The sequence below is a fragment of the Tenacibaculum sp. XPcli2-G genome, assembly GCF_024124505.1.
In the GTDB taxonomy this organism is placed as follows: Bacteria; Bacteroidota; Bacteroidia; order Flavobacteriales; family Flavobacteriaceae; genus Polaribacter; species Polaribacter mesophilus.
Genome location: NZ_JAMXSH010000008.1, coordinates 38867 through 63060 on the forward strand (window position 1 = coordinate 38867; position 24194 = coordinate 63060).

Annotated in this window: 20 protein-coding genes; 4 read left to right on the forward strand and 16 right to left on the reverse strand. The window is 31.0% G+C overall.

The window, feature by feature from the left end; genetic code table 11:
• Positions 1 to 133 precede the first annotated feature (133 nt).
• On the forward strand, positions 134 to 1486 hold the full coding sequence (rimO, locus tag NH341_RS14790; protein WP_073183382.1) for a 30S ribosomal protein S12 methylthiotransferase RimO: 1353 nt from the start codon (positions 134 to 136) through the stop codon (positions 1484 to 1486).
• A gap of 44 nt (positions 1487 to 1530) precedes the next feature.
• Positions 1531 to 2289, forward strand: a complete 759-nt coding sequence (locus tag NH341_RS14795; RefSeq protein ID WP_073183380.1) for a diphthine--ammonia ligase — start codon at positions 1531 to 1533, stop codon at positions 2287 to 2289.
• Here NH341_RS14795 and NH341_RS14800 read toward each other — a convergent pair.
• From NH341_RS14800 to NH341_RS14825, 6 genes are all read right to left on the reverse strand, one after another.
• On the reverse strand, positions 2278 to 2661 hold the full coding sequence (locus tag NH341_RS14800; RefSeq protein WP_196781637.1) for a DUF6122 family protein: 384 nt from the start codon (positions 2659 to 2661) through the stop codon (positions 2278 to 2280). The genes NH341_RS14795 and NH341_RS14800 overlap by 12 nt on opposite strands.
• A 4-nt stretch (positions 2662 to 2665) precedes the next feature.
• Positions 2666 to 3226 carry a PAS domain-containing protein gene (locus NH341_RS14805; RefSeq protein ID WP_053056780.1) on the reverse strand — a complete coding sequence of 187 codons (561 nt, stop codon included), beginning with the start codon at positions 3224 to 3226 and terminating at the stop codon, positions 2666 to 2668.
• Positions 3227 to 3257: 31 nt separating this feature from the next.
• Positions 3258 to 4022, reverse strand: a complete 765-nt coding sequence (locus tag NH341_RS14810; protein WP_167714091.1) for a TIGR02757 family protein — start codon at positions 4020 to 4022, stop codon at positions 3258 to 3260.
• 1 nt (position 4023) lies between these two features.
• On the reverse strand, positions 4024 to 4575 hold the full coding sequence (locus NH341_RS14815; RefSeq protein WP_047790642.1) for a CPBP family intramembrane glutamic endopeptidase: 552 nt from the start codon (positions 4573 to 4575) through the stop codon (positions 4024 to 4026).
• 45 nt (positions 4576 to 4620) lie between these two features.
• A complete protein-coding gene (locus NH341_RS14820; RefSeq protein ID WP_047790643.1) occupies positions 4621 to 5283 on the reverse strand; it encodes an ABC transporter ATP-binding protein in 663 nt (220 codons plus the stop codon).
• Between the two features lie 88 nt (positions 5284 to 5371).
• On the reverse strand, positions 5372 to 7906 hold the full coding sequence (locus tag NH341_RS14825; protein ID WP_167714090.1) for a DUF5916 domain-containing protein: 2535 nt from the start codon (positions 7904 to 7906) through the stop codon (positions 5372 to 5374).
• A 243-nt stretch (positions 7907 to 8149) separates the two neighbouring features.
• Here NH341_RS14825 and sucC point away from each other — a divergent pair, with 243 nt between their 5' ends.
• A complete protein-coding gene (gene sucC / locus NH341_RS14830) occupies positions 8150 to 9346 on the forward strand; it encodes an ADP-forming succinate--CoA ligase subunit beta (protein WP_239180343.1) in 1197 nt (398 codons plus the stop codon).
• Between the two features lie 101 nt (positions 9347 to 9447).
• Here sucC and NH341_RS14835 read toward each other — a convergent pair whose 3' ends face one another.
• The 6 genes from NH341_RS14835 to NH341_RS14860 form a co-directional block, all read right to left on the reverse strand.
• Positions 9448 to 10071, reverse strand: a complete 624-nt coding sequence (locus NH341_RS14835; protein ID WP_159615922.1) for a hypothetical protein — start codon at positions 10069 to 10071, stop codon at positions 9448 to 9450.
• Positions 10072 to 10103: 32 nt separating this feature from the next.
• On the reverse strand, positions 10104 to 12092 hold the full coding sequence (gene uvrB / locus NH341_RS14840; RefSeq protein ID WP_253057401.1) for an excinuclease ABC subunit UvrB: 1989 nt from the start codon (positions 12090 to 12092) through the stop codon (positions 10104 to 10106).
• Positions 12093 to 12157: 65 nt separating this feature from the next.
• The gene (locus NH341_RS14845; protein WP_253057402.1) at positions 12158 to 14770 is read right to left on the reverse strand and encodes a T9SS type B sorting domain-containing protein; all 2613 of its coding nucleotides are present in this window, start codon (positions 14768 to 14770) and stop codon (positions 12158 to 12160) included.
• Between the two features lie 11 nt (positions 14771 to 14781).
• Complete coding sequence (locus tag NH341_RS14850; RefSeq protein WP_253057404.1) at positions 14782 to 17631, reverse strand: T9SS type B sorting domain-containing protein; 2850 nt, start codon at positions 17629 to 17631, stop codon at positions 14782 to 14784.
• 50 nt (positions 17632 to 17681) lie between these two features.
• The gene (locus NH341_RS14855) at positions 17682 to 18530 is read right to left on the reverse strand and encodes an ABC transporter permease (RefSeq protein ID WP_253057406.1); all 849 of its coding nucleotides are present in this window, start codon (positions 18528 to 18530) and stop codon (positions 17682 to 17684) included.
• Between the two features lie 9 nt (positions 18531 to 18539).
• Entirely contained in the window at positions 18540 to 19436 is an 897-nt protein-coding gene (locus tag NH341_RS14860) for an ABC transporter ATP-binding protein (protein ID WP_047789271.1), read from the reverse strand.
• A 192-nt stretch (positions 19437 to 19628) separates the two neighbouring features.
• Between NH341_RS14860 and NH341_RS14865 the strand changes: the two genes are divergently transcribed.
• Entirely contained in the window at positions 19629 to 20162 is a 534-nt protein-coding gene (locus NH341_RS14865; RefSeq protein ID WP_253057408.1) for a hypothetical protein, read from the forward strand.
• A 67-nt stretch (positions 20163 to 20229) separates the two neighbouring features.
• Here NH341_RS14865 and NH341_RS14870 read toward each other — a convergent pair whose 3' ends face one another.
• The 4 genes from NH341_RS14870 to NH341_RS14885 all read right to left on the reverse strand — a co-directional run bounded on the left by NH341_RS14870 (position 20230) and on the right by NH341_RS14885 (position 24136).
• Positions 20230 to 20928, reverse strand: coding sequence for a response regulator transcription factor (locus NH341_RS14870; RefSeq protein ID WP_047789269.1), 699 nt, complete (start codon positions 20926 to 20928; stop codon positions 20230 to 20232).
• An 11-nt stretch (positions 20929 to 20939) separates the two neighbouring features.
• Complete coding sequence (locus tag NH341_RS14875) at positions 20940 to 22505, reverse strand: sensor histidine kinase KdpD (RefSeq protein ID WP_047789268.1); 1566 nt, start codon at positions 22503 to 22505, stop codon at positions 20940 to 20942.
• A gap of 109 nt (positions 22506 to 22614) precedes the next feature.
• A complete protein-coding gene (gene coaE, locus NH341_RS14880; protein ID WP_047789267.1) occupies positions 22615 to 23205 on the reverse strand; it encodes a dephospho-CoA kinase in 591 nt (196 codons plus the stop codon).
• A gap of 1 nt (position 23206) precedes the next feature.
• Complete coding sequence (locus tag NH341_RS14885) at positions 23207 to 24136, reverse strand: hypothetical protein (protein ID WP_047789266.1); 930 nt, start codon at positions 24134 to 24136, stop codon at positions 23207 to 23209.
• Positions 24137 to 24194 lie beyond the last annotated feature (58 nt).

Genomic DNA, 24194 nt, shown 5'->3' on the forward strand with positions numbered 1-24194 from the left:
TAATTTAAAGTGTAAGCAATTTTTATAGCTACAAATATATGCGAAAACAGATTTTCAATCAAACTAATTTTTAAGGGTTTAAAGTTAAAGAAGTTCAATTAAAACGTATCTTTGCACACCGAATTTTTATAGTATGCGTACCAAAACAACAAAACAAAACAAAATTAATGTAGTTACTTTAGGTTGCTCTAAAAACGTTTACGATAGTGAAGTGTTAATGGGGCAGTTAAAAGCTAATGGTAAAGAAGTGGTTCATGAAGATGAAAATGACGATGGAAATATTGTAGTAATTAATACGTGTGGTTTTATTGGTAAAGCCAAAGAAGAAAGTGTAGAAACTATTTTACACTACGCACAGAAGAAAGAAGAAGGTGAAGTAGATAAAGTGTTTGTTACGGGGTGTTTAAGCGAACGTTATAAGCCAGACTTAGAAGCTGAAATTACCAATGTAGATCAGTATTTTGGTACACACGATTTACCAAATTTGTTAAAAGTTTTAGAAGCAGACTATAAGCATGAGTTAATTGGTGAGCGTTTAACAACGACACCTGAACACTATGCATATTTAAAGATTGCAGAAGGATGTGACCGCCCGTGTTCGTTCTGTGCCATTCCGTTAATGCGTGGCAAGCATAAATCGACACCAATTGAAGATTTGGTTACAGAAGCAACGAAATTGGCAGAAAAAGGGATTAAGGAAATTATGCTAATCGCACAAGATTTAACCTATTACGGATTGGATATCTATAAAAAGCGTGCTTTAGCAGATTTATTAAAAGAATTAGTAAAAGTTGAAGGTATAGAATGGATTCGTTTGCATTATGCCTTTCCAACTGGTTTTCCGATGGATGTGCTAGAAGTGATGAAGAACGAACCAAAGGTTTGTAATTATCTAGATATTCCGTTACAGCATATCAATACCGAAATTTTAAAGTCGATGAAGCGTGGTACAACGCACGAAAAAACGACTTCGCTGATTCATAAATTTCGAGAGGCAGTGCCAAACATGGCAATTCGTACAACATTAATTGTTGGATATCCGGGAGAAACTGAAGAGCAATTCCAAGAATTAAAAGACTGGGTAGAAGAGATGCGTTTTGAGCGTTTAGGAGCTTTTGAATACTCGCATGAAGAAAATACAGGAGCGTATGTTTTAGAAGACGATGTACCTGCGGATGTAAAGTTTAGAAGGGTGAATGAAATCATGGAAGTGCAGTCGCAAATTTCTTGGGAATTGAATCAAGAGAAAATAGGAAAGACGTTCAAATGTTTATTCGATAGAAAAGATGGAGAGTACTATTACGGACGTACCGAGTTTGACTCACCAGATGTAGATAATGACGTAATTGTTGATGCTCGTGAGTATTATATCAAACTAGGAGAGTTTATCGATATTGAAATTTTTGATGCAGGTGATTTTGACTTGCACGGAAAACCAGTAGTAAAACAAGAAAGACCAGTTCCTTTAAATCAAAAGAGAAAATAAAATCAAACCTGCGCAATGCAGGTTTTTTTATGCATATTTGTCGCATGAAAAAAGCCTATTTTAACTGGAGTTCAGGAAAAGATTCGTCATTAGCATTGTATAAAATTTTACAACAAAAAGAATACGATGTACAAAAATTGATTACAAATGTAAATCAAGATTATCAGCGTGTTTCAATGCATGGTTTACATGAGGATTTACTGAATGCACAGACTGAAAGCATTGGTATTCCTTTAGAAAAAATATATTTTCCAGCTGAGGTTACAATGGATTTATATAATCAAAGAATGAAAGAGAAGACTGCGGAGTTAAAAGAAGCAGGACTTGTAAATGGTATTTTTGGTGATATTTTCTTGGAAGACTTGAGAGCATATCGCGATTCGAAGCTACAAGAGGTTGGAATTACTGGTGTTTACCCACTTTGGAAACAAGATACAAAAGAATTACTTAGAGAGTTTTTAGATTTAGGCTTTAAAACAATTACTGTTTGTGTGAATGCAAAATTGCTAGGAGAAGAATTTGTAGGGAGAGTTATTGATGAAGGTTTTATTAATGAACTTCCTGATGGAGTTGATGTTTGTGGGGAGAATGGAGAGTTCCATACGTTTTGTTATGACGGTCCTATTTTTAAGAAACCTGTGGAGTTTGAAATAGGAGAGAAGGTATTGAAATCGTATACGTTACATAAAAACGATGATGACAATTGTTATCAAGATTCAAAGAAAACTAAGAAATCAGAAGAAACGACTACTAAAAACTATGATAGAAGTTTTTGGTACTGTGATTTACAGCTAAAAAAGTAATTTATTTATAGCTTCTAATAGTCTTTGAGCAGGAGCATTTTCTAGGCAAGAACTACAAGTGTTGTACATAAACAAACAATCGATAAAGTCGGTTAGCATATGTAATAATAGCCCTAAGCCAATAATGTTGTATGGTCTTTTAAAAAAAAGTAAAATAACATACACTCCAATAGCATAGTAGGAATGAAATAGGTGAAACCCAAAACTACATCGGTTTGGGTCAAATATAGGGATTGCTAATAAGTGATCTATATCTACTAGCATAGTTGCTAGTAGTGTTATAGCAACTTTTATCCAATTTTTTTTAAAAAAGAAGAAAGCGATAAAAACAGGAAATCCGAAATGTAAAAAATAATGGATGAATTGTTGCACTATGCTAAGCTATTTCTTTTTCTAAAGCTAAAAAATGAGTAACTTCTGTAGGGCTGTTTTTATATAAAGGAATGATATATAACTCACACTTGTAGTAGGACTTATCTTTTCTATAATTAACAATAATATCTTTAAAAGGTTTCCCTTTTAATAATTTATTTCTAATTCGTTTTCGAGTACTTTCTTTTGTCTTTTCTCCTTGAAAAAAACGTCCAGTTTTGTTAATAACAAAATCAATGTCATATCCAGTCATTTTAGAGAAGCCATCGTTAGCCCAAATAATTTTTTTTGTAACATCTGTTAATACAAGCGCTTCATAATAGTTCTCGTTTAAAATAGAAGTTATGTTATTTTTCCAGTTGTAGTTTTTACGTAAGTTTTTTAAAACATTAATATCATTAGAAACTGTTGAACTCATAAATAACTGTTGAATTCCCCAACTTAAAATATTTATACTTTTTTTGGAAGCGAGTGTAAGATTATTGGCTATTTTAGAATACTCATCATTAGTTAAGTTAGATGTATAAATATCAAGAGACATCATTTTGTCAAAACAGTTTTTCATACTAATATAATTTTTTGTAAATGTAAAAAAATTAAAACTTTTCAAATACACCTAAACCAAAAAGGGCAAAATCATATTTCACAGGATCCTTTTTATCAAACGTTCTTAAAGTAAGATCAAGTTCTTGAATAGCTTTCCAATCATTTTGCTTCCTAGTAAGTATTTTTAGTTTTCTAGCAATATTTCCTGTGTGAACATCTAACGGACAATGTAAGTGTGCTGACGAGTGTGTTTTCCATATGCCTAAATCGACTCCAGTGGTATTATCGCGAACCATCCAACGTAAAAACATATTAATTCTTTTAGATGCAGAGCCTTTTAAAGGGTCAGAAACATGTTTTAGAATTCTTGGTTGATGAGGGATTTCAAAAAAAACTTGTTTGAAACGATGTATAGCATGTTGGTAATTATCTACTTTATCTTTTGGTTTTAAAACAGCTTCTAATCCCCCATGATTCTGATAGATGTTTTTTAATGCTTGAACAAAGAACTTAAAATCATCGGCATTAAATGTTCTGTGTACAAATCCGTCAAAATTAGCTAAATCTTCTTCAGAATGATTGAGAACAAAATCATAAGGAGAACTTCCCATTAAATCCATCATTTTATGGGAGTTGTTAATAATCATTTTACGATTTCCCCAAGCAATAGTTGCTGCTAAAAAACCAGCAATTTCAATATCTTCTTTTACTGAAAATTGGTGTGGAATTTGAATAGGATCACTATCAATAAAATCAGGATTGTTGTACTGTATTACTTTTTCGTCTAAAAACTCTTTAAGCTCCTTTTTGTTCATTTTATGCTAAATCTCCTGCAAAACTAAGCAAAACAAAGAAAGCATTATAGCAAGCGTGTAATAATATACTCCACCCTAAGCCAAAACGAACTCTAATAAATCCTAAATAACCGCCTAAAATAGTTTGCGGAGCTACTAGTATTGGAGCTAATAAAAGTACGTTTGTGGTAATACCAAAATTGGTTAAGTGTACCAAACCAAAAAGTATAGCAAAGACATAGAAACTTATTTTAAATGTTTTCTTACGATGAAATAAAGTAATGGGAGCTCTAAAAAATAATTCTTCAAACAAAGGAGCCAAAATAATTGCTAAAAAAGCAATAAACCATTTAGGGTGTTCTTTCAATAATTCTTCCATGGCATGTTCATTCATATTTACCCAACCCAATTCTTGAATAAGGATAAAAAGAGGAGATAATACAGCACCTGTTATAATACTTATAATAAGTAAATGAAAGAATTTTTGAAATCGATATGAAATATCTTGGTTAGTATCTTTTTCTAAAACAGGATTTTTTAAATAGGTAATGAGCTCTTGAAAAGTTTCTTTCATTGAATTGATTTATTAGTTAGTAGCAAGAAACTTTAAATAGTTACACTATTCAACAATAATTCCGTCTTTCATTGTAAGTGTTCTATCAGCCATTTTTGCTAATTCTTTGTTGTGTGTAACTAATACAAACGTTTGGCCAAACTCATCACGTAACTTAAAAAACAGTTCATGTAAGTTTTTTGCTGAGGTTGAATCCAAGTTTCCAGAAGGTTCATCTGCAAAAATAACAGAAGGTTCGTTAATTAAAGCTCTAGCAACAGCAACACGTTGTTGCTCTCCTCCAGAAAGCTCGTTAGGTTTGTGGTTTTCTCTATGTGATAATCCTAAAAAGGCTAGTAATTCTTTGGCTCTTTTTTCGGTTTCTACTTTTCCTTTTCCTCCGATAAAGGCAGGAATACAAACGTTTTCTAAGGCAGTAAACTCTGGTAACAACTGATGAAATTGAAAAATGAATCCGATATGTTTATTTCGGAAAGCAGAAACTTTTATATCGTTTAAATCTTTTATAGAAACACCATCGACCAATAATTCGTAGCTCTGATTTTTTAAGGGCTTATCTAAAGTTCCTAAAATTTGTAATAAGGTTGTTTTTCCTGCTCCTGATGGACCAACAATAGCGACGATTTCTCCTTTTTTTATATGAAGATCAACGCCTTTTAATATTTCTACCTCTCCGTAATGTTTGTGGATGTTTTTAGCAACAATCATAGTGTTATTTTCTTAGTACGAATGTATAAAAAAGAAATCAGATAAACTTTAGAGCTCACCTGATTTCAAATAATAAATGAACGAGTATTTAAATTATATTTTTGATGTTGTTGTAATCGATAAAATAAACCAATCGAACAGAGAATCTATGCTGCATACTTTGGTCAAAAAGTTTTGAGATGTTATCTTTAAAATCAATATTAGCCGGAGCAAAATCATGATCAGGCCTTATTGAGTTTCTGTAGAAAAAAATCAATTGACTACCAGGAGCAAATTGCCATTGATAGTTCAAATCTAAGTTCCAACTATTAAAGTTTTTATCGTGTTCTCCTTGATAATTATTTGAAACAAGTTCTCCGTTCTCTTCATTTAAACTATAAAATAGACCTAAATATGGAACTTTACTCCAATTATGTCTAAACGATAACGACGCTGCTGATTTTGTACTAAATGTGTATTTTCCAGTTAATGAATTGTCATAAGTATCCCAATCTCGTTGCCCGAAAATAATGTGATCTTTTAAAGAAGCTAATAAAGGTTTTTCTTCTACATCATCTTTATCAATCTTTGTAACATACCCCTGACCGTTATTGGTTTTGCCATATCTAAAACCATAAATCAAAGAAAACTTATTAGTGAAACGATATCTAGGAGAAACTCTAAACCCATAATCTTCTTTAGGGTTGTTTTTGTAAAAAGTATAATACCAATCGTAGTCTATTGCAAACTTTTTTCTATAATCAGTAGACCCCCAATGATTTACATTTAGCCTTTCAGGTCTGTTAAAATAAACTCCACTAGTAGTTCCTTGTCTAGGTTCAAAAAAATCTTTTCGTTCTGTGCTATAATTCAAGTTTCCTCCAAAACTGAATCGCTTTTTTGTATCAGCGCCAAAAGATAAACTAACATTTGTACCTACATACGTTCCTGGATTGTGTAAGAAGTTAATATCATAAAAAACATTAATTCTATAATTATTGAATATTCCTTTAGGTTTTAATAATCGATAGCCAACAAAACCATAAATAGCTTGTTCGTTGTTGCTAAAAAGAATCCCCATATCGTTAGGGTTGTAGTCTTTATTTTCAAAATTATATCCAATTTCTCCTCGCCAATTTCCTGATTGTTTACCAATACTGGTATCAAAAGCATATCCTGTATTTGGATCATCTTCGTCGTCAGAAATATTACTCATTTTAAAACTACCGTCGATATTATACCTACTTTTTTTATCTTCAACATGCCAGAGTAATCCAGTAACATTAGCATCTCTAAATCTTCCGTCACGAGTTACATTGGTGTTAATTAAGGTAATAGATGAGTTTTGATTAAACTGCTGATCTAATACCATAATATTATAGTTAGAAAATGGATTAACTGTAGTTTTGTATGTACTCACATTGCTAATAGTATCTAATCCATTAATTGTTTGCTCAGTTCTTTCAACAGTAGCTTCTGTTTTTTCGGTAATGGCATTAAAGAATCCTACTCCTAAACCTCCTTTGGTTCTTCCAGATATTTTTATGGCGTTTAGCATTTGAACTTTATCAGGAACATCTATAACTTCATCATTTATTTTTTTTCCATCAATAAACTCATCATCATCTTTTCGTTCACCAGAAAATTGATCTATTGGTCTGCCTCCAATTCTTCTTGAATAAAATAAACGTCCTTTACTAAATAATTCAGTTCCTTCAGTAAAAAACTGACGTTGTTCTGTAAATTGCTGTTCAAAAGGGCCCAAGTTTAAGGTAACATTGTCAAAACCTACTTGACTGAAATCAGGAATTAAAGTAGCGTCTAAGGTAAAGTTTTCGGTAATTCCATATTTTACATCCATACCTACACTCCAATCAAAGTCAGTATTACCATCTTTAGTGGTCGTAGTTGCTGATGCATATGGATAAAAGTTTAATCGGGTAGGAGGTTTTATGTTGGTGAAGTTTTCATATAAACCATCATATTGAGTCCAATTTCCTTGTTGATTATCAATATGATTCCAAGTGAATTGAGCATTTAAATTGAGCACTTTTCTGTGGTAATTGATTCCCCATGATTGAACAGGAGTATTAGCAAAACGCAAAGCTCTATATGGAATTTTCATTTCTACAACCCAAGAGTCTTCATTAATGCTAAAATCACTGTCCCATACAGCACTCCAATTAAAATCTTCATTTCCGTTTGATACTTTAGAGTCTGCTTGCGCACCTGAACTGGTTACAATAAACTCAAAAGGATTTTGTCCGTCGTCGTTAGGGTTGATAGTTATTAAAAAGAAATCGCTGTTACCAATATTGTCTCTGTTAGTAAACTCAGCAGGTATTTTTGAAGGTTCAGGATCATACATTTTAGCACTGATGTAAATAGCATTATCATCGTATACTAATTTTACTACTGTTTTATGGGCGTCAGGTTCTGCTTTTCCGTTATCAGGACGCATCATCACAAAATCTTTTGCGGCAGGAACATTTTTCCAAGCAGCATCATCTAATTTTCCGTCAATTTTTGGAGGGGTATCTACACGTACTACATTTAGTTTTTTTCTATTTTTATTAATGGTTTGGGCGGTTGTAACTTCAATAAAGAAGAAACAAGTTATAATAAATGCTAAAATCTTAAGCATAATTTATTGATGTATAGTGTTAGTTGTCGCGCTAAATTATTATGATTTGGATTAATAAATCATAAAATCATGTTAATTACAGTAAAAACGTGTTAAAAAAAAGAATGTTAAAAGTTTAAATGTTAAAAAAATAGTAGAATGAAAATTAAATAAAACTTGATTTAATTATAAATTAAAGTACAAATTATAAGGTATTATAAATTGAATTTGTATTTTTGTTCGACTTTTAAAAATTCATATCTAATGAACTTACACGAATATCAAGGTAAAGAAATATTAAGCAGTTTTGGCGTTCGTATTCAACGCGGAATTGTTGCAAATACTCCAGAAGAAGCTGTTGAAGCAGCAAAAAAATTAACAGAAGAAACAGGTACTGGTTGGCACGTAATCAAAGCTCAAGTACACGCAGGTGGTCGTGGAAAAGGTGGAGGTGTTAAGTTAGCTAAAAACTTAGACGAAGTAAAGAGCATTTCTGATGATATTTTAGGAATGATGTTAGTAACTCCTCAAACTTCAGCAGAAGGAAAGTTAGTTAACCAAGTGTTAATTGCTGAGGATGTATATTATCCTGGTGATAGTGAGCCAGATGAATTTTATATGTCAGTTTTATTAAACCGTGCTACGGGTAGAAACATGATTATGTACTCTACTGAAGGAGGTATGGATATTGAAACTGTGGCAGAAGAAACTCCACACTTAATTTTTACAGAAGAAATTGATCCAGGAACAGGATTATTACCTTTTCAAGCTCGTAAAATTGCTTTTAATTTAGGTTTAAGCGGTGGGGCTTTAAAAGAAATGGTAAAATTTGTTACTGCTTTATATACTGCATACATCAAGTCTGATTCTTCGATGTTTGAAATTAACCCAGTATTAAAAACATCTGATGATAAAATTATGGCAGTAGATGCTAAAGTATCGTTAGATGAGAATGCATTATATCGTCATAAAGATTATGCAGCAATGCGTGATTTACGTGAAGAAAATCCAATTGAGGTAGAAGCTAAAGCTGCAGGATTAAACTATGTAGATTTAGATGGTAATGTTGGATGTATGGTAAACGGAGCTGGTTTAGCAATGGGAACTATGGATTTAATTAAGCAAGCAGGTGGTGATCCAGCTAACTTCTTAGATGTTGGTGGTACTGCAGATGCACAGCGTGTTGAAACTGCTTTCGGAATCATTTTAAAAGACCCTAATGTAAAAGCTATCTTAGTAAATATTTTTGGAGGAATCGTTCGTTGTGATCGTGTTGCTCAAGGTGTAGTAGATGCTTATAAAAATATGGGAGACAAAATTAATGTGCCTATTATTTGTCGTTTACAAGGAACAAATGCTAAAGAAGCAAAAGAATTAATAGACAATAGCGGAATGGAGATAATCTCAGCTACTGAGTTCCAAGAGGCTGCTGACAAAGTAGGGGAAGTTTTAGGTGCTTAACTTAAAGCTTTTTTTAATTAATTCTTAGTAATATATTTAAAAACCTCACTGTTACAGTGAGGTTTTTTGTTTTAAACAAAGAGATTTAAAGCTTCAAAAGTTTACCTACTTAGGAAACCTATTATTTCTGGTGCATAATATTCTCCTCTAAATGTAAAATAGTTCCCATTAGGTTTAATAATGATATAACTGTAACAAGGATATTGGAATTTAAAGAACGCTTTTTCTATAATTGACTCTTTATCTGCGTACCAAGAAAAGTAATCACTAAAGTTATTAACTGTACGTGTATCTTTAAAAATAAAAAACTGATATATATGTTCTTTATTCTTTAATTTTTGAACGAAACGCTTAAAACTTTTAATACTAGCAATGCTCCAAGGATTGTTAGGAATACAGCAGTTGTCTTGCTTTGGGAAATAATTAATAATAATAGTTTTTGATGAGTCAATTTCTTTGTTAGATAAAAAGAAAAGATATTTTTTTATTTTATTATGGGTATTGATATCAATTCTCCCATATTTTCTTTGAGCAACTTTTATTAGGATTGTTGTAGTTGAATCTTTTTGTGTTTTGAAATGAAAAAAATGCTCATTTTTTTCGTTTGAAAAATACGCTTCTTTAGTGAGTTTTATAGAATTTTCATTAAGAAAAATAGTATCTTTCAATTGAGCATAAGCACCTAAAGTAATTATAGTAAAAAGTGAAGTTAAAAATTTTTGCATTTTTTCTATAAAAATACATGATTTTTATAGAATCACAATTTTTCTTTCAAAACTTCAATTTCATCACGTAATTGCGCTGCAACTAAAAAGTCTAAAGCTTTGGCAGCTTCTTCCATTTGTTTGCGTTTGTCGCGTATACGTTTTTCTATTTCTTGTTTTGATAGGTATTCTAAATCTTGCTCTGCAGCTTTTTGTGTGGCATTATCGTAATGATACGAAGTAATCGCGTTTTTAGATAAAGTATTGTCTATCCTTTTGTTGATTTGCTTTGGTGTAATTCCATGTGCTGTGTTGTAATTAATTTGTTTTTCGCGTCTACGAGTGGTCTCGTCAATGGTGAGTTGCATGCTATTGGTAATTTTATCTGCATACATAATTGCTTTTCCATTTACGTTACGTGCAGCACGACCTACGGTTTGTGTTAACGAACGGTGTGAACGTAAAAAACCTTCTTTGTCAGCATCTAAAATAGCTACTAAAGAGACTTCTGGAAGATCTAATCCTTCACGAAGTAAGTTTACTCCAATGAGTACATCAAACAAGCCTTTACGTAAGTCTTGCATAATTTCTACACGTTCTAAGGTGTCAACATCAGAATGAATATAACGACAACGTACTTGAATACGAGTTAAGTACTTGGCTAATTCTTCTGCCATACGTTTGGTAAGTGTGGTAACCAAAGTACGTTCGTCTTTTTCTATACGAATTTGAATTTCTTCAATTAAATCATCAATTTGATTTAAACTCGGTCGAACTTCAATTTCAGGATCTAACAGTCCTGTAGGTCGAATAACTTGCTCTACAAATAGACCTTCGGTTTTTTGTAATTCGTAATCAGCTGGAGTTGCCGAAACATAAATCACTTGATTTTGCAAGTCTTCAAATTCTTCAAACTTTAATGGACGGTTATCCATGGCGGCAGGTAAACGGAATCCGTATTCTACCAAGTTTTCTTTTCGGCTTCTATCTCCTCCGTACATTGCGTGAACTTGTGGAACGGTTACGTGACTTTCATCAATCACCATCAAATAATCATCAGGAAAATAATCTAACAAACAGAAAGGTCGTGTACCTGCTTCTCGACCGTCTAAATAACGAGAATAATTTTCAATTCCTGAACAATATCCCAGCTCGCGAATCATTTCTAAGTCGAATTCGGTGCGCTCTTGTAAACGTTTTGCTTCTAGATGTTTACCGATTTCTTTAAAGTAATCTACTTGTTTTACCATATCTTCCTGAATTTGATGAATGGCATTTTGTAGTATATCTGGAGAAGTTACAAATAAATTGGCGGGATAAATATTGAGTTTTTCTAAACGTGTAATAATTTCATTAGTTTCTATGTCAAAGGTCTCAATTTCTTCGATTTCATCACCAAAAAAATGAATTTTATACCCATTATCTCCATACGACGGATAAATGGTAACCACATCACCTTTCACTTTGAAAGTTCCACTTTTTATTTCAATTTCTGTACGGGCATATAAACTGGTTACTAAGCGATGTAAAAATTTGGTGCGAGAAATTTGTTGATCAACTTCAATCGTAATCACATTCTTTTTAAATTCAGTAGGATTCCCAATACCATACAAACAAGATACCGAGGCTACCACCAATACATCTCGACGTCCTGAAAGAAGGGAAGAGGAAGTACTAATTCGCAAGCGTTCTATTTCATCATTGATAGACAGATCTTTCTCAATGTACGTTCCCGTAACAGGAATATAAGCTTCGGGTTGATAGTAATCATAGTATGAAACAAAATACTCCACAGCATTGTTGGGAAAGAACTGCTTGAACTCAGAGTATAATTGAGCAGCTAAGGTTTTGTTATGGGCTAAAACAAGTGTTGGTCGATTTACTTCTGCCACTACGTTGGCAACAGAAAATGTTTTTCCTGAACCAGTAACACCTAAAAGTGTTTGGTACTTTTCATTAACTAAAATCCCATTAGCTAATTGTTTAATCGCTTGGGGTTGATCACCTGTAGGTTTAAATTCTGAGTTTAATTCGAAGTTCATTCAACAAAAATACGGATAGCTTTTCAATTAAACTATCCGTATTTATTATCTGTTTGATTATAAACTTACTTTCTAATTAATGAAAAATGTCCTGTCTTTTTTCTAACTTTCCCATTAGAGTCTATCAATTCAGCATTGTACCAATAATCACTTGAAGGAAGAATAGTACCGTTGTATATACCATCCCAACCCTGACTATTTTTATCAGTAATTTCATTAATTAATTTTCCAAAGCGATTAAAAATTTGAACTTTAACAACATCATAGTAATCATTATCGACACCTAAAACTTTCCATGTATCAAAATGTCCGTCATTATTTGGGGTGAAATGACGTTGAAAATAGATAGTTGAAATCTGATTAGATGTAGTAATTCCACATCCGTTACGATCTCTAATTGAAATAGAATTTAGTCCAGGAGGAATATTGGTAAATGTGTATGAAAGATTTTCATCTCCTTTAACAAAGTCACTAAGGTTTGTACTATTTAAAGCAAACTCATAATCACCAATTCCGTCCACAGTAATTTCAATTTTATTATTATCTGGATTATCTTGATCGTCAATTGATTTAATATTTATGACTAAGGCTTGATTGGATTCTTTTACAAAGAATGTATTATATCCCATAAAAGGGGAAATGATGTTTGGGTGAGTTCTATAGGCTTCAACTTTATATTCTCCTGAAGCATAAGCATTGTATACAGCTGATGTTTCTCCAGAGAGTAATTTTCCATTTAAATACCACTTGTAAGTGTCAGCAGTATTTCCTGAATCAGCATTCAAAAGGGTCGTATGTGGTTGAGGATTTAACCTTGGGTTATCAACACATAGGATAATGTTACTTAAATTACCTTGAGGGACAGGCAAATCTATAACATGTAGGGTAAACTTACCGACACTTTCGCAAGCGTTGTTATTTTTTGATATAATTCTTACAAATACTTCTGTGTTATTAGTAAATAAATCATCATCATATGGAGGTAGAATTTTGTTTGTTTGTAATGAGGCATCGTTTGCTGTTCTATAAAACTCAATAGAATGGGTGTTACTTGTTAACGCGCCATTTGATTTTGTAATAATATCATTCTTTTTTATATCAAAATTAAAGAATGTGTTTTGACTACCTATACTTTGAGTAGCATTAGGGTTAGAAGCATTAATGTCTAGTTCACAAGAATACATGTCGTCAAAAGTATCTAGACCAGATGAGTTAACAACTAAATCTAAGCTTCCTGTATTGAAGCACTGTGTTGTATTATTTATAATTTTTACAAGTAGTGTTTGGTTGAAAGATGAAGTGTTAGTGTAATTTTGTGGTGATGTTATTGGTCTGTTATTGTCAAAATCAGTTTGATCGTTAAAAAAGAGAACAGTCATATTTGTATCGTTATTTGATAACTCTGCTTCTTTACTCTGTAAGTTAAATGTAGTAAAACCATCAGCAGGATTGTTGTCAAAATCACATTGCTGATAAGGAGGTAACATAATAAATGAGGGAACAGGATTTATAATTAGATTAAAACTAGTTGAAGTATTTAAGCATCCAACATTATTCTCAACTCTAACAAAAACAGTTTGAGTATTTTTTGAAAAATTAGTATAAAGAGAGTTTTTGTTAATAGGGTTTAAGTTGTTTTGTGCATCTGAAAGACTATGATAGTAGTTTATGGTATGTGTATTTGGGTCTAACATACCTAAAATTTCATTATCTTTTGAAGAGAGTAAAAAAGAACTATATAAACCATCGGTATTGCTTCCACTATCAGTATCATCACATACAATATAATCTGATGGAGGAGTAACATTAATATTGTTGTTTACAATAATATTATAATCGGTTACAGAGAAACATTCTGATTTTATGTTTGTTAACCGTATAAATATTTTTTGAGGATTGCTTGTGTTTTTAAAGGTATTTGGATTTGGAATAGGGTTTGTGTTAGTTTGAGCATCATTATTACTCAAATGATAGCTAATTTTAACATCTGTTTGACCGTTTAATATTAGATTGTCGTTGGTAGTAAGGTCAAAATTAGTGCTATTATCGAAAGTACCATCGCTGTCACATTCTTCCAAGTCGTACGATTGACCAACTGTCGGAGGATTGATTGTTGGAGGCTTGTTAAAAGTAGCACTACCAGTCCAATCAATTTTGAAACTACTATTACCTATAGGCCTATCAATGACCAAAAAATAAGAATCATTATCGTTTACATTTAATGAACGAACAAAGCTATTGCCTTGAGGGCCTGGGCCTTCAGAGACATCTGTTTCAGATGCTCTAATACCTGTTAGGTTATTTCCTTGGTTACTTGCTGCTGGGTTTGTAGTAGAACAGCGTATGGCTTGACCGATGTTTCCACAACTTACATTTGGTCCAAAGATAAAAAAATCAAAATCGATATTAATATCTGTATTATGACTACCATTTGAGTTGGTAGGAGTAAGTGTAAAACCTAATGTTCCTCCTTTATCAATTTTAATTTTAATCCATAAACTATTATTTTCTTGGCTAGAGCATGTATTTGAACCTGAAAGCTCTTGAATACCTACACCGGTAGCATTTAAGTTTTGAAAACCACTGTTACCGCAAACTACGATTGCATCTGAGCAATCATTTTGAGCAAATACGTGTAAGCAAATAAAAAATAAACTAAAAAAAAATGTCTTTTTCATAAATGTGTAAATTATTTCCTCAGTAAAGAGAAATGCCCTGTCTTTTTTCGGGTTCTTCCACTTTTATCAATTAACTCAGCATTGTACCAATAATCATTTGAAGGAAGAATAGTACCGTTGTATATACCATCCCAACCCTGACTATTTTTATCAGTAATTTCATTAATTAATTTTCCAAAGCGATTAAAAATTTGAACTTTAACAACATCATAGTAATCATTATCGACACCTAAAACTTTCCATGTATCAAAATGTCCGTCATTATTTGGGGTGAAATGACGTTGAAAATAGATAGTTGAAACCTGATTAGATGTAGTAATTCCACATCCGTTACGATCTCTAATAAAAATAGAGTTAAGTCCGGGAGGAATATTAGTAAATGTATAAGTAAGGTTTTCGTCTCCTTTAGCAAAATCACTAAGATCTGTGCTATTTAAAGCAAACTCATAATTACCAATTCCATCTACAGTAATTTCTATTTTATTACTATCAGGATTGTCTTGATCGTCTACTGATTTAATATTTACTATTAATGCTAGGTTAGACTCTTTTACAAAAAATGTATTATATCCCATAAAAGGGGAAGTGATGTTTGGGTGAGTTCTATAGGCTTCAACTTTATATTCTCCTGAAGAATTAGCATTGTATATAGCTGATGTTTCTCCAGAGAGTAATTTACCATCTAGATACCATTTGTATGTGTCTGTAGCATTACCTGTATCGGCATTTAATTCAACTGTATGAGGTTGAGGGGTTAACCTTGGGTTGTCAACACATAGGATAATGTTATTTAAGTTACCTTGAGGGACAGGGATTTTTTCTACAAAAATTTTAAAATTACCAACTGCTTCACAAGATGTGGTTCCTTTATTTGAAATTCTAACATATACATCAGAATTGTTGGTAAATAAGTCATCTTCGTATGGGGGGATAATTTGATTTATTTGTAAGGAAGCATCTTCTGCTGTTCTATAGTATTGAAAATCGTGAGTATTTTCTGATAGGGACCCTCCTGAATTATTAATTATTTGTTGCGTCTTCAAAGAGAAGTCAAGAAAACCGTTATTAGTACCAATGCTAAATTTAGCATCAGGATTAGATGCATTTAGATCTAATTCATGGATGTATTCATTGCTATAAGAAGTTAATCCCGTTGGGTTTACTTGTAAATTAATAATATCCGTTTGATAGCATTTTGTTATATTATTAGTAACTCTAACTGTTATAGAGTGGTTTATTGCTGTTAAATTAGTGTAATTATTTTTGTTAATTGGTGATGAAAAACTAGTATCAGATGTTTCAAAAAAATCAATTGTAACTTCAGTAAGGTTATTTACTAAAGCATTTTCTAATACTTCTAGGTTAAAAGTTGTAAAACCATCAATAGGATTACTGTCGAAATCACATTGTATATAAGGTTGAATCGGATTAATTGTAGGTTTTGGTTCAAATGTTATTTGGACTTTACCAGTGAATGTTTTTTTACAGTAAGAATTAGATTCTATTTTTATTTCGTATAAACCACTTCCAAAATTAGTGTTATCAACAGTTAATATTCTTGTTTTGGCTATTTCTTTTCCATCTTTAAACCATGTATATGTATCGCTAGGGTTGTTTTTTTCTGGTTGAATTTGATAACTTTCTCCAATACAAAAAACTTGGTTGCTATTGTTTAAAACCTCATTATTAGCTAGATTGATTAATTTTACAGGTGCAAAAAACGACTGAATAAAAGGAGGTAATCCTTGTGAAGACATGGCGCCACCTAAGTTTACAGCGTTTGAAGTATATTGAATATCAGTAGCATTATCTTCTGGATTCTCTATAGCTCCCAAATAGGCTCTATCTGGTATGGAAGCATATATCTTTCCGTTTGGAGCTAATTGTAAAGCACCTCTATAACCTTGCTCTTGATGAACTTGAGTTTTAGTTTGTGCGATGTTAGCATCTAATAAATTATATTGAAAAACTCTGAAAGAGTTACTGTTTTCATGATATAAAGAAGAGTATAGTTTTGTAGATTCTTGAGAAAACTCAACACCATAAGGAGAACCATCAGTTGGACCACTTGTAAGAATTAGCCCGTTAGAAGCTACTTTACCTGTTGCGTTATCAAAATCGTATAAAACTAATTTTCCACTTCCATCATTTGTAAAGTCAGCAAGTGCTACTTTACTTCCATCTGGAGATGTTTTTAAATATCCTCTTTTATCTCTTAAATAGTAAGATGAAGATGAGGTAATAGGGTTTGTAGAGTCCACTCCGTTTTTATCAATTTTATAGGCGTAAAAAGTATCTTGTACGATAGATAAAATCCATATTTCTCTACAGTCTTTTCCTTGAACGGCTGTAACTTTTTCAGACCATTCTCTATCTCGACCGTTAGAAAGGTTAACAGGGCCAGAAATAATTTCTCCTCCATTTCCTTTAGAAATATCTATGGTGTAAAACCTAAACCCCGGATTGTCAGGGTAAGGAAGATTTCCAATAAAATCTGTCCCCACTGTAAAAATATAGTAAAGGTTTTTATCTTCTGGGTTTGGAATAATTAAACCAGACTGTGAACTTGAAGGGTTACCTTGCAGGTCATCAGCTAAATTACCGTTAGAGTAACGCAATAGTTCATGGTTTTTCGTCCAAATATTAATACCATCTGAATAAAATAAAAGGTTCCCGTTTTCGTCAGAAATAGATGAACAACCTTCATCAGTTTTCAATAATCCATCATTTAAAGCTATTGGACTTCCTGAGTTAAAATCGAGCCCTGCATTATTTCCAAAGTACCAAACATTTGCTTCTTTTTGGCTATAAAGGGATATAGAGACAATAATAAAAAATGCTAGAAGTAGTTGTTTTTTCATCAAAATGAATTTGATTATATAAATAAAACAACTAAACTACATAAAACCCTCTATAAATCTCGTTTTTTTAACAAAGCATATGATGAGTAAATAAAAATAGCAGTCCAAATTAATACAATAGCTATATTGAAAAGGCTAACAGAATAGTCTTTAGTGAAATTTTCTCCTATTTGATTAGCTACTGATTTTACTGCACCTAATCTTGTAAATGGTTCTTTAATTAAATTAGCCATAGACTCTAGCGGGAAAAATTGCATGATTGAATTTACAGCTTCATCAACCCCCGTTTTTACGTTTCTAAAAGTCCAGTATAAATATCCTTTAATTAAACTTTCTATAATTAACCAAACAATCATGGCAGCAACAGCAAATGCAGAGCGTTTAATCAAGACACCTAAAAACAATCCAAAGGAGAAAAAACCTAATAATTTTACGAAGAAAGCGAATAAATAATCTAAGTCTGAAAATATGATGGCTATTTCATTAAAATCAGAATATACAGCTCCAAGAATTAAAGAGACAATAAAAACAAAGATGGTTGAAATAAAAGCAAAAGCTATAACGGTATAAAATTTTGATAGAATAAATTCCTTTTTACTTAAACCGTCTATTAAGTTTTGTTTTAACGTTTTATAACTGTACTCGTTCGCCATCATGGAAACAATAACTAGTAGTAAAAAGAATTTAAATATGGCAGCCATATATGTGTTAAAGTGCCAGATATATGGAAAATTAAAAATTCCTTGTTCAGCTAAATGAAATTTAATGGGGCCAATATCAAACTTTATTGCTGCAATTAAAGCAATAGAGGTTAATAATGCGAAATAGATAATTGAAAGAACTTTACTAGCTCTGTTATATTTTAATTTATGAATTTCTATATTTAAAAGTCGTAACATGGTGTAAGTTTATTGATTGTTGGTAAGGTCTAAGAATTGTTGCTCTAAACTAGGTTTACGTTTCACTAAGTGAGAAAGAGAAATTCCTTTGTCAAATAAAAATGTATTAATTTCTGAAGCAGATAATTCTGAAGCTAGACTAGCTACTAAAATTCCATTTTCTTCTTTGATGTTTCCTATTGCTGGATGATTTTCTAAAAGCTGAGTAAGTATTTCTTGATTATCTGCTTGAAGTTCAAAAAAACCATTGGAAGCAGTCATCTCATCAACTCTACCGCTATATAATTTTATACCATTTCTTATTACGACTACATGAGAACATACTTTTTCTACTTCATCGAGTAAGTGAGAGGCTAGTAAAATTGTAGTGCCATTTTTAGCAATTTCTTTAATTATTTGACGAATCTCGTGTATTCCTTGTGGGTCAAGTCCGTTTGTAGGTTCGTCCAAAATCAAAATTTCTGGATCATTTAATAGGGCAGAAGCGATAGCTAAGCGCTGTTTCATTCCTAAAGAGTAAGTTTTAAATTTACTATTTCTACGTTCAAAAAGATTAACAATCTTGAGTTTTTCTTCAATTTTATCGTACGAAACTCCTTTAATTTTACAAATTAACTGCAAGTTTTGAACGGCGCTCATGTAGGGGTAAAAATTAGGGCGTTCAATGATAGCTCCTACTTTTTTTAATGCTTCATGTGTAGATAAGTTTCCATTGAACCAGCTAAAACTCCCTGAGGTTTTGTTTACTACATTTAAAATAATACCTAAAGTAGTAGATTTACCACTTCCGTTAGGTCCTAAAATTCCGTACACTGTGCCTTTTTGTATATCGAAGGAAAGATTGTTTACGGCATGAACTTTTCCGTATTTTTTATCGAGGTTTCGAATAGATAAAATTGTTTCCAAGCTATTTTGGTTTTTGTTGATTATATGTATTTGACGATTGATGTAAATTATTGTTACAATGTATAAAAAAAGTAGTAGAAAATAGTTTAAAAGGAAAGTTTAGCTTTTTAGAAAAATGCATGATATATTCAGAAGTAAATTTAACTAGATGCTTTAAAACTAAGGTAGTTTTGCATGTCAAATTATACAATTATGAAAAAAATAAACTACTTATTAGCAATTATTTTAACAACTGTTTTTTATGTAAGCTGTTCATCTGATGATGTTCAAGAAACACCAAATCAATTTATAATTGAAGGTGAAAATTATTCGATAGAATCAATTTTGGTAGAGAAATTCATGAAAGGAGATACGCCTTCTGTATTCTTACACTTATTGAATGTTACTGAAGAAGATATAGAAGCTGCTCGAAACTCTGGTACAGCTTTAACTGAGGTGGATTTATTTACAATTACTGTTCGTGATAAAAGCTTAACTTCAAAAACTTATACAACAGACAGTTTATGGTATGAATTTATGACGGATGGAGAGTTTTTAGGAGAGTATGATAATGAGCAATTGTTAATGGAGTATGAAACAGGAGATGAAGTTACTTTAACTATAAATTCAATTAATGAAACTAATATTTCATTAGAATTCAAAGTTAAAAAGGCTAATGGAAGTGTAGTAACAGGGAGTTATAACGGAAAGTACAGTACTGTTGATAAATCATTAGAGCATAGTTAGAAAACAAATAGGATAGATAATAAAAAAAGCTTAGGTAAACCCTAAGCTTTTCTTATTTAAAATGACATTATTTGTTATCAATTAACCTAAATCCTTCACCATGTATATTTAAAATTTCTACATTTTCATCATTCTTCAGGTATTTACGAAGTTTAGCAATGTATACATCCATACTACGAGAAGTAAAATAGTTGTCATCTCGCCAAATCTTTGTCAACGCCAATTCACGTGGCATTAAGTCATTTTTATGCACAGCTAACATTCGTAAAAGTTTACTTTCTTTAGGTGATAACTTTTGAGGTTCTCCACCTTTATATATTAAATGACGTAGTTTAGAGTTAAAATCAAAAGACCCAATTTTAAACTCAAATTCATCACTGTCGTTTGTCTTTTCTGTTTCTTTACGTTGTAAAATTGCTTTAATTTTATGTAATAAAACTTCAGAATCAAAAGGTTTATTTAAGTAATCGTCTGCACCAACTTGATACCCTTTTAAAACATCTTCTTTTAATGTTTTTGCAGTTAAGAAGATAATAGGAATTTCTTTGTTAGTTGAACGAATGTCTTCAGCTAAAGAAAAACCATCTTTACGTGGCATCATTACATCTAAAATACATAAGTCATATTCTGCATTTTTAAACATAATTAAACCATCTATTCCGTCTTTAGCATGTGTAACATTGTAATCATTTAATGCTAAATAATCTTTAAGAACTGTTCCAAAATTAGGATCGTCTTCTACTAATAATATTTTTTTACTCCCCATTTCTTAATATTTTATATTAATGGTAATTTAACTGTAAATGTGCTTCCTTTCCCTTTTTCACTTTCAACGTAAACGGTGCCTTGGTGACTGTCTATGATTTCTTTTACATAAGCTAAACCTAATCCATGACCTTTTACATTGTGTATATTCCCTTTATGTTCTCTATAAAATTTATCGAACACATACTTTTGAGCATTTCTGCTCATTCCTATACCTTCGTCTTTAATTTTAAAGATAAAGTATTTATTTGTGTTTTCAGAAAATACATCTATTTTAGGTGCACTTTCAGAATATTTTAAAGCATTTTCCAACATGTTAACAACTACATTTGTTAGATGAAATTGATTACCAAGTACTTCAGAAGAAATAGCTTTGAGGTGCGTTGTAACACTTCCTTTTTTATCATCAGTTAATAGTTGTATATGTTCAACAGCTTCTTCAATTATATCGTGCATGTCTACTGCATCCTTACTAATTTCTATTTGATTTTTTTCTAACCTTGAAATTCGTAATACATTTTCTACCTGCCCGTGCATTCGTTTGTTTTCATCACGAATCATTTGAACATACCGTTTCACCTTTTCTTCATCTGATATAATTCTTGGGTTTTTAATAGCATCTAAAGCCAAGTTTATGGTAGCAATAGGTGTTTTAAACTCATGTGTCATATTGTTAATGAAATCTGTTTTTATTTCAGAAATCTTTTTTTGGCGAATTAACTGATACAATGAGGTGGAAAAAGCAGCAATAATAATTCCTATAAAAAATAAAGATAGTATCAATATTTTCATCATACCTGATAACAGGTTCTTTTTTTCATTAGGAAACTTAACATATAGCTTATAATTGCTATTTCCGTCTTCATCTTCTAGTAAAGGGTAATTAATATCCTCTGGTTGTATATTAAAATACCCAGATTTTAATTGAGTTGCTAAACCATCTTCATAAACAACATATTTAAAATCTTGTGTAATATTCATTTTAGCAAACTCTTCCTCTAAAGTATTACTTAGCTCCTTATTACTTATTCTTTGATTAATAGGAAACACAGCTTTACTTCTTCTAAAAGCATGTTCCATAACTTCATCATTCCATGTGTTATATGTTCTGAAAGAAGAATAACGATTTTCGTCTAAAAAAGGTTTAAAATCTTTGTTTTCAGATTTTATTATTTGTGAAAAATAAATATCTTCTTTTCCTGAGTAACGTTTTATAATGATAGAATCATTATCAACAAACTCATTAGGCATTTTAATACTTTCTTCTAAAATAGTACTACCAAATGAAAACTTTTTTTTACTTACAGTATCAACTTGTTGAAAAAGAAAAGTTGTTATTTCTGCGTCTGTTCTGAGTTTATTGTTTTCAAAATAATCTTTATAATTTTGCTTAAATTCTAAATACTCTCTTTCCTTAATATTTTCGGAGGTACGAGCTAAAGCAATTTTTACATTATTTTTAAATTGTTCCTTTTTATTTTTAATAGCATCATTTATCCAATATACTTGAATGGAGATGATACCTATTAGAGAAATACTCATTAAAACAACAATGAGAATAAAAATTTTCTTGCCCATTACTCAAAAATAAATTAATAAATTTTAGGCGTATAATCTTTTAACTTAGATTAACAAACTTACTATAAAATTAAGACAATTTTAACATAAAAGGTTATTGAAACGTAAATTATTTTCTACTTTTTGTTAAATAATTATGGATTTTTAATACTTCATCTTTTGTTTTTAATAGTGAAATATTGTTAATTAAATAATTAGATTGTAGTATTTTTTTTGTTTCACTCCATTGGTTTTTAATTCTATTTTTTACCTCTTGTATTGTAGTCCTATCTCTTTTGATAACGCGTTCAATTCTTATATGCTCTGGAGCGGTTACTGTAATTATTTTATCACAAAAAGAGTCACTTCCGTTTTCGAAAAGAATTGCATTTTCGTATAATATATAATCTTTAATACTATTTTTTTTTAAGAACTGTTGCAAATGTTTGTTAACAGCAGGGTGTACAATGGCATTAAGAATAGCTAACTTTTTCTTGTTATTAAAAACTATTGAGGCTAAATAAGACCTATTTAGTTTGTGGTTTATATATACTTCCTCCCCAAATTCAGTGATTAATTGTTCTTTTATTCTTTTTGATGTGTTCATTAACTTTTTGGCTTCATCATCAGCAATATAAATAGCAATATTTTCAAATTCTGAAAAGATATTAATTACAGTAGATTTTCCACTACCAATTCCTCCTGTTAAACCTATTACCATGCTATTTGTATATTAAAAAATCAACTTTTTCTGGAACTATTCTCACTAAATCTACCGTTTTAGGGATGTCTTTTATTTTAGGAATAAGATAGTTTATTTCTTTTTTTTTAGATTGTAAATAATCACATTCAACTATAAATAAATCGGAGGTAATGTCATTAAAGTTTTGCAAGCCCACTTTGTATATAACCTTAACCTTTTTGGGGAATATATTAATTCCTTTGGGTGCATTTTTAACAAAAATAGGAACTTCAATTTCACCTTCTGTAAATTTATCAACAGCAATGTTAATTTGTGCAGTAGAATGACTCAATTTAAGCTTTAAGTCTTTGGGTAAAATAATAGAAGAATTGATACTAGTATTTTTAGATAAGTTTTCTAATGTAATGTTTTTTAAATTTAAAAAATTAGTCTCAGTAACATAGGCTTCATCACCAGAGATCAAAACACTGTCAGGTACAATTGTTATGGGTTTAGAAAAGTCATATCCTAGCTGAAAAGAAATGTTTAAATTTGGTTTTAAGGGAACTTTTTTTGAGCTGAGAAAACCAATTTTTAAAGGAATGGTGTCTTTTTCTATTTTAATTAATTCAATATTTGATTTTAGTTGTTCTTGAATTTCATTAAAAAGGTTTTTCGATAAAAAATAGTAATTTGTACCCCTTTTTTTTGAAGCTTTTTTTAGGTCTAGTTTAATGGGGGTATGGTTAATACTAGTAATTAAAAGATTGTATCCACTACTTTTTAATTTTAAAGGAATTTTTTTTATTGGTGTTTCTATTAATGTTTTTTGTTGCGGAAGTTGTGTGTATTCAATATCATATACTATAGTTGTATTATACTCCTTTGATAAATTAATAAGCAACCAGAAAAATATAGATACGGTTAAAAAGCCAAAAAATGTTTTAGGTATGTTAAATTTTGTTTTCAAGAAATTGTTTATTAGTGCAATCTACTAAAAAAAGAAAAAAGTGGGCTCTTAAGCCCAC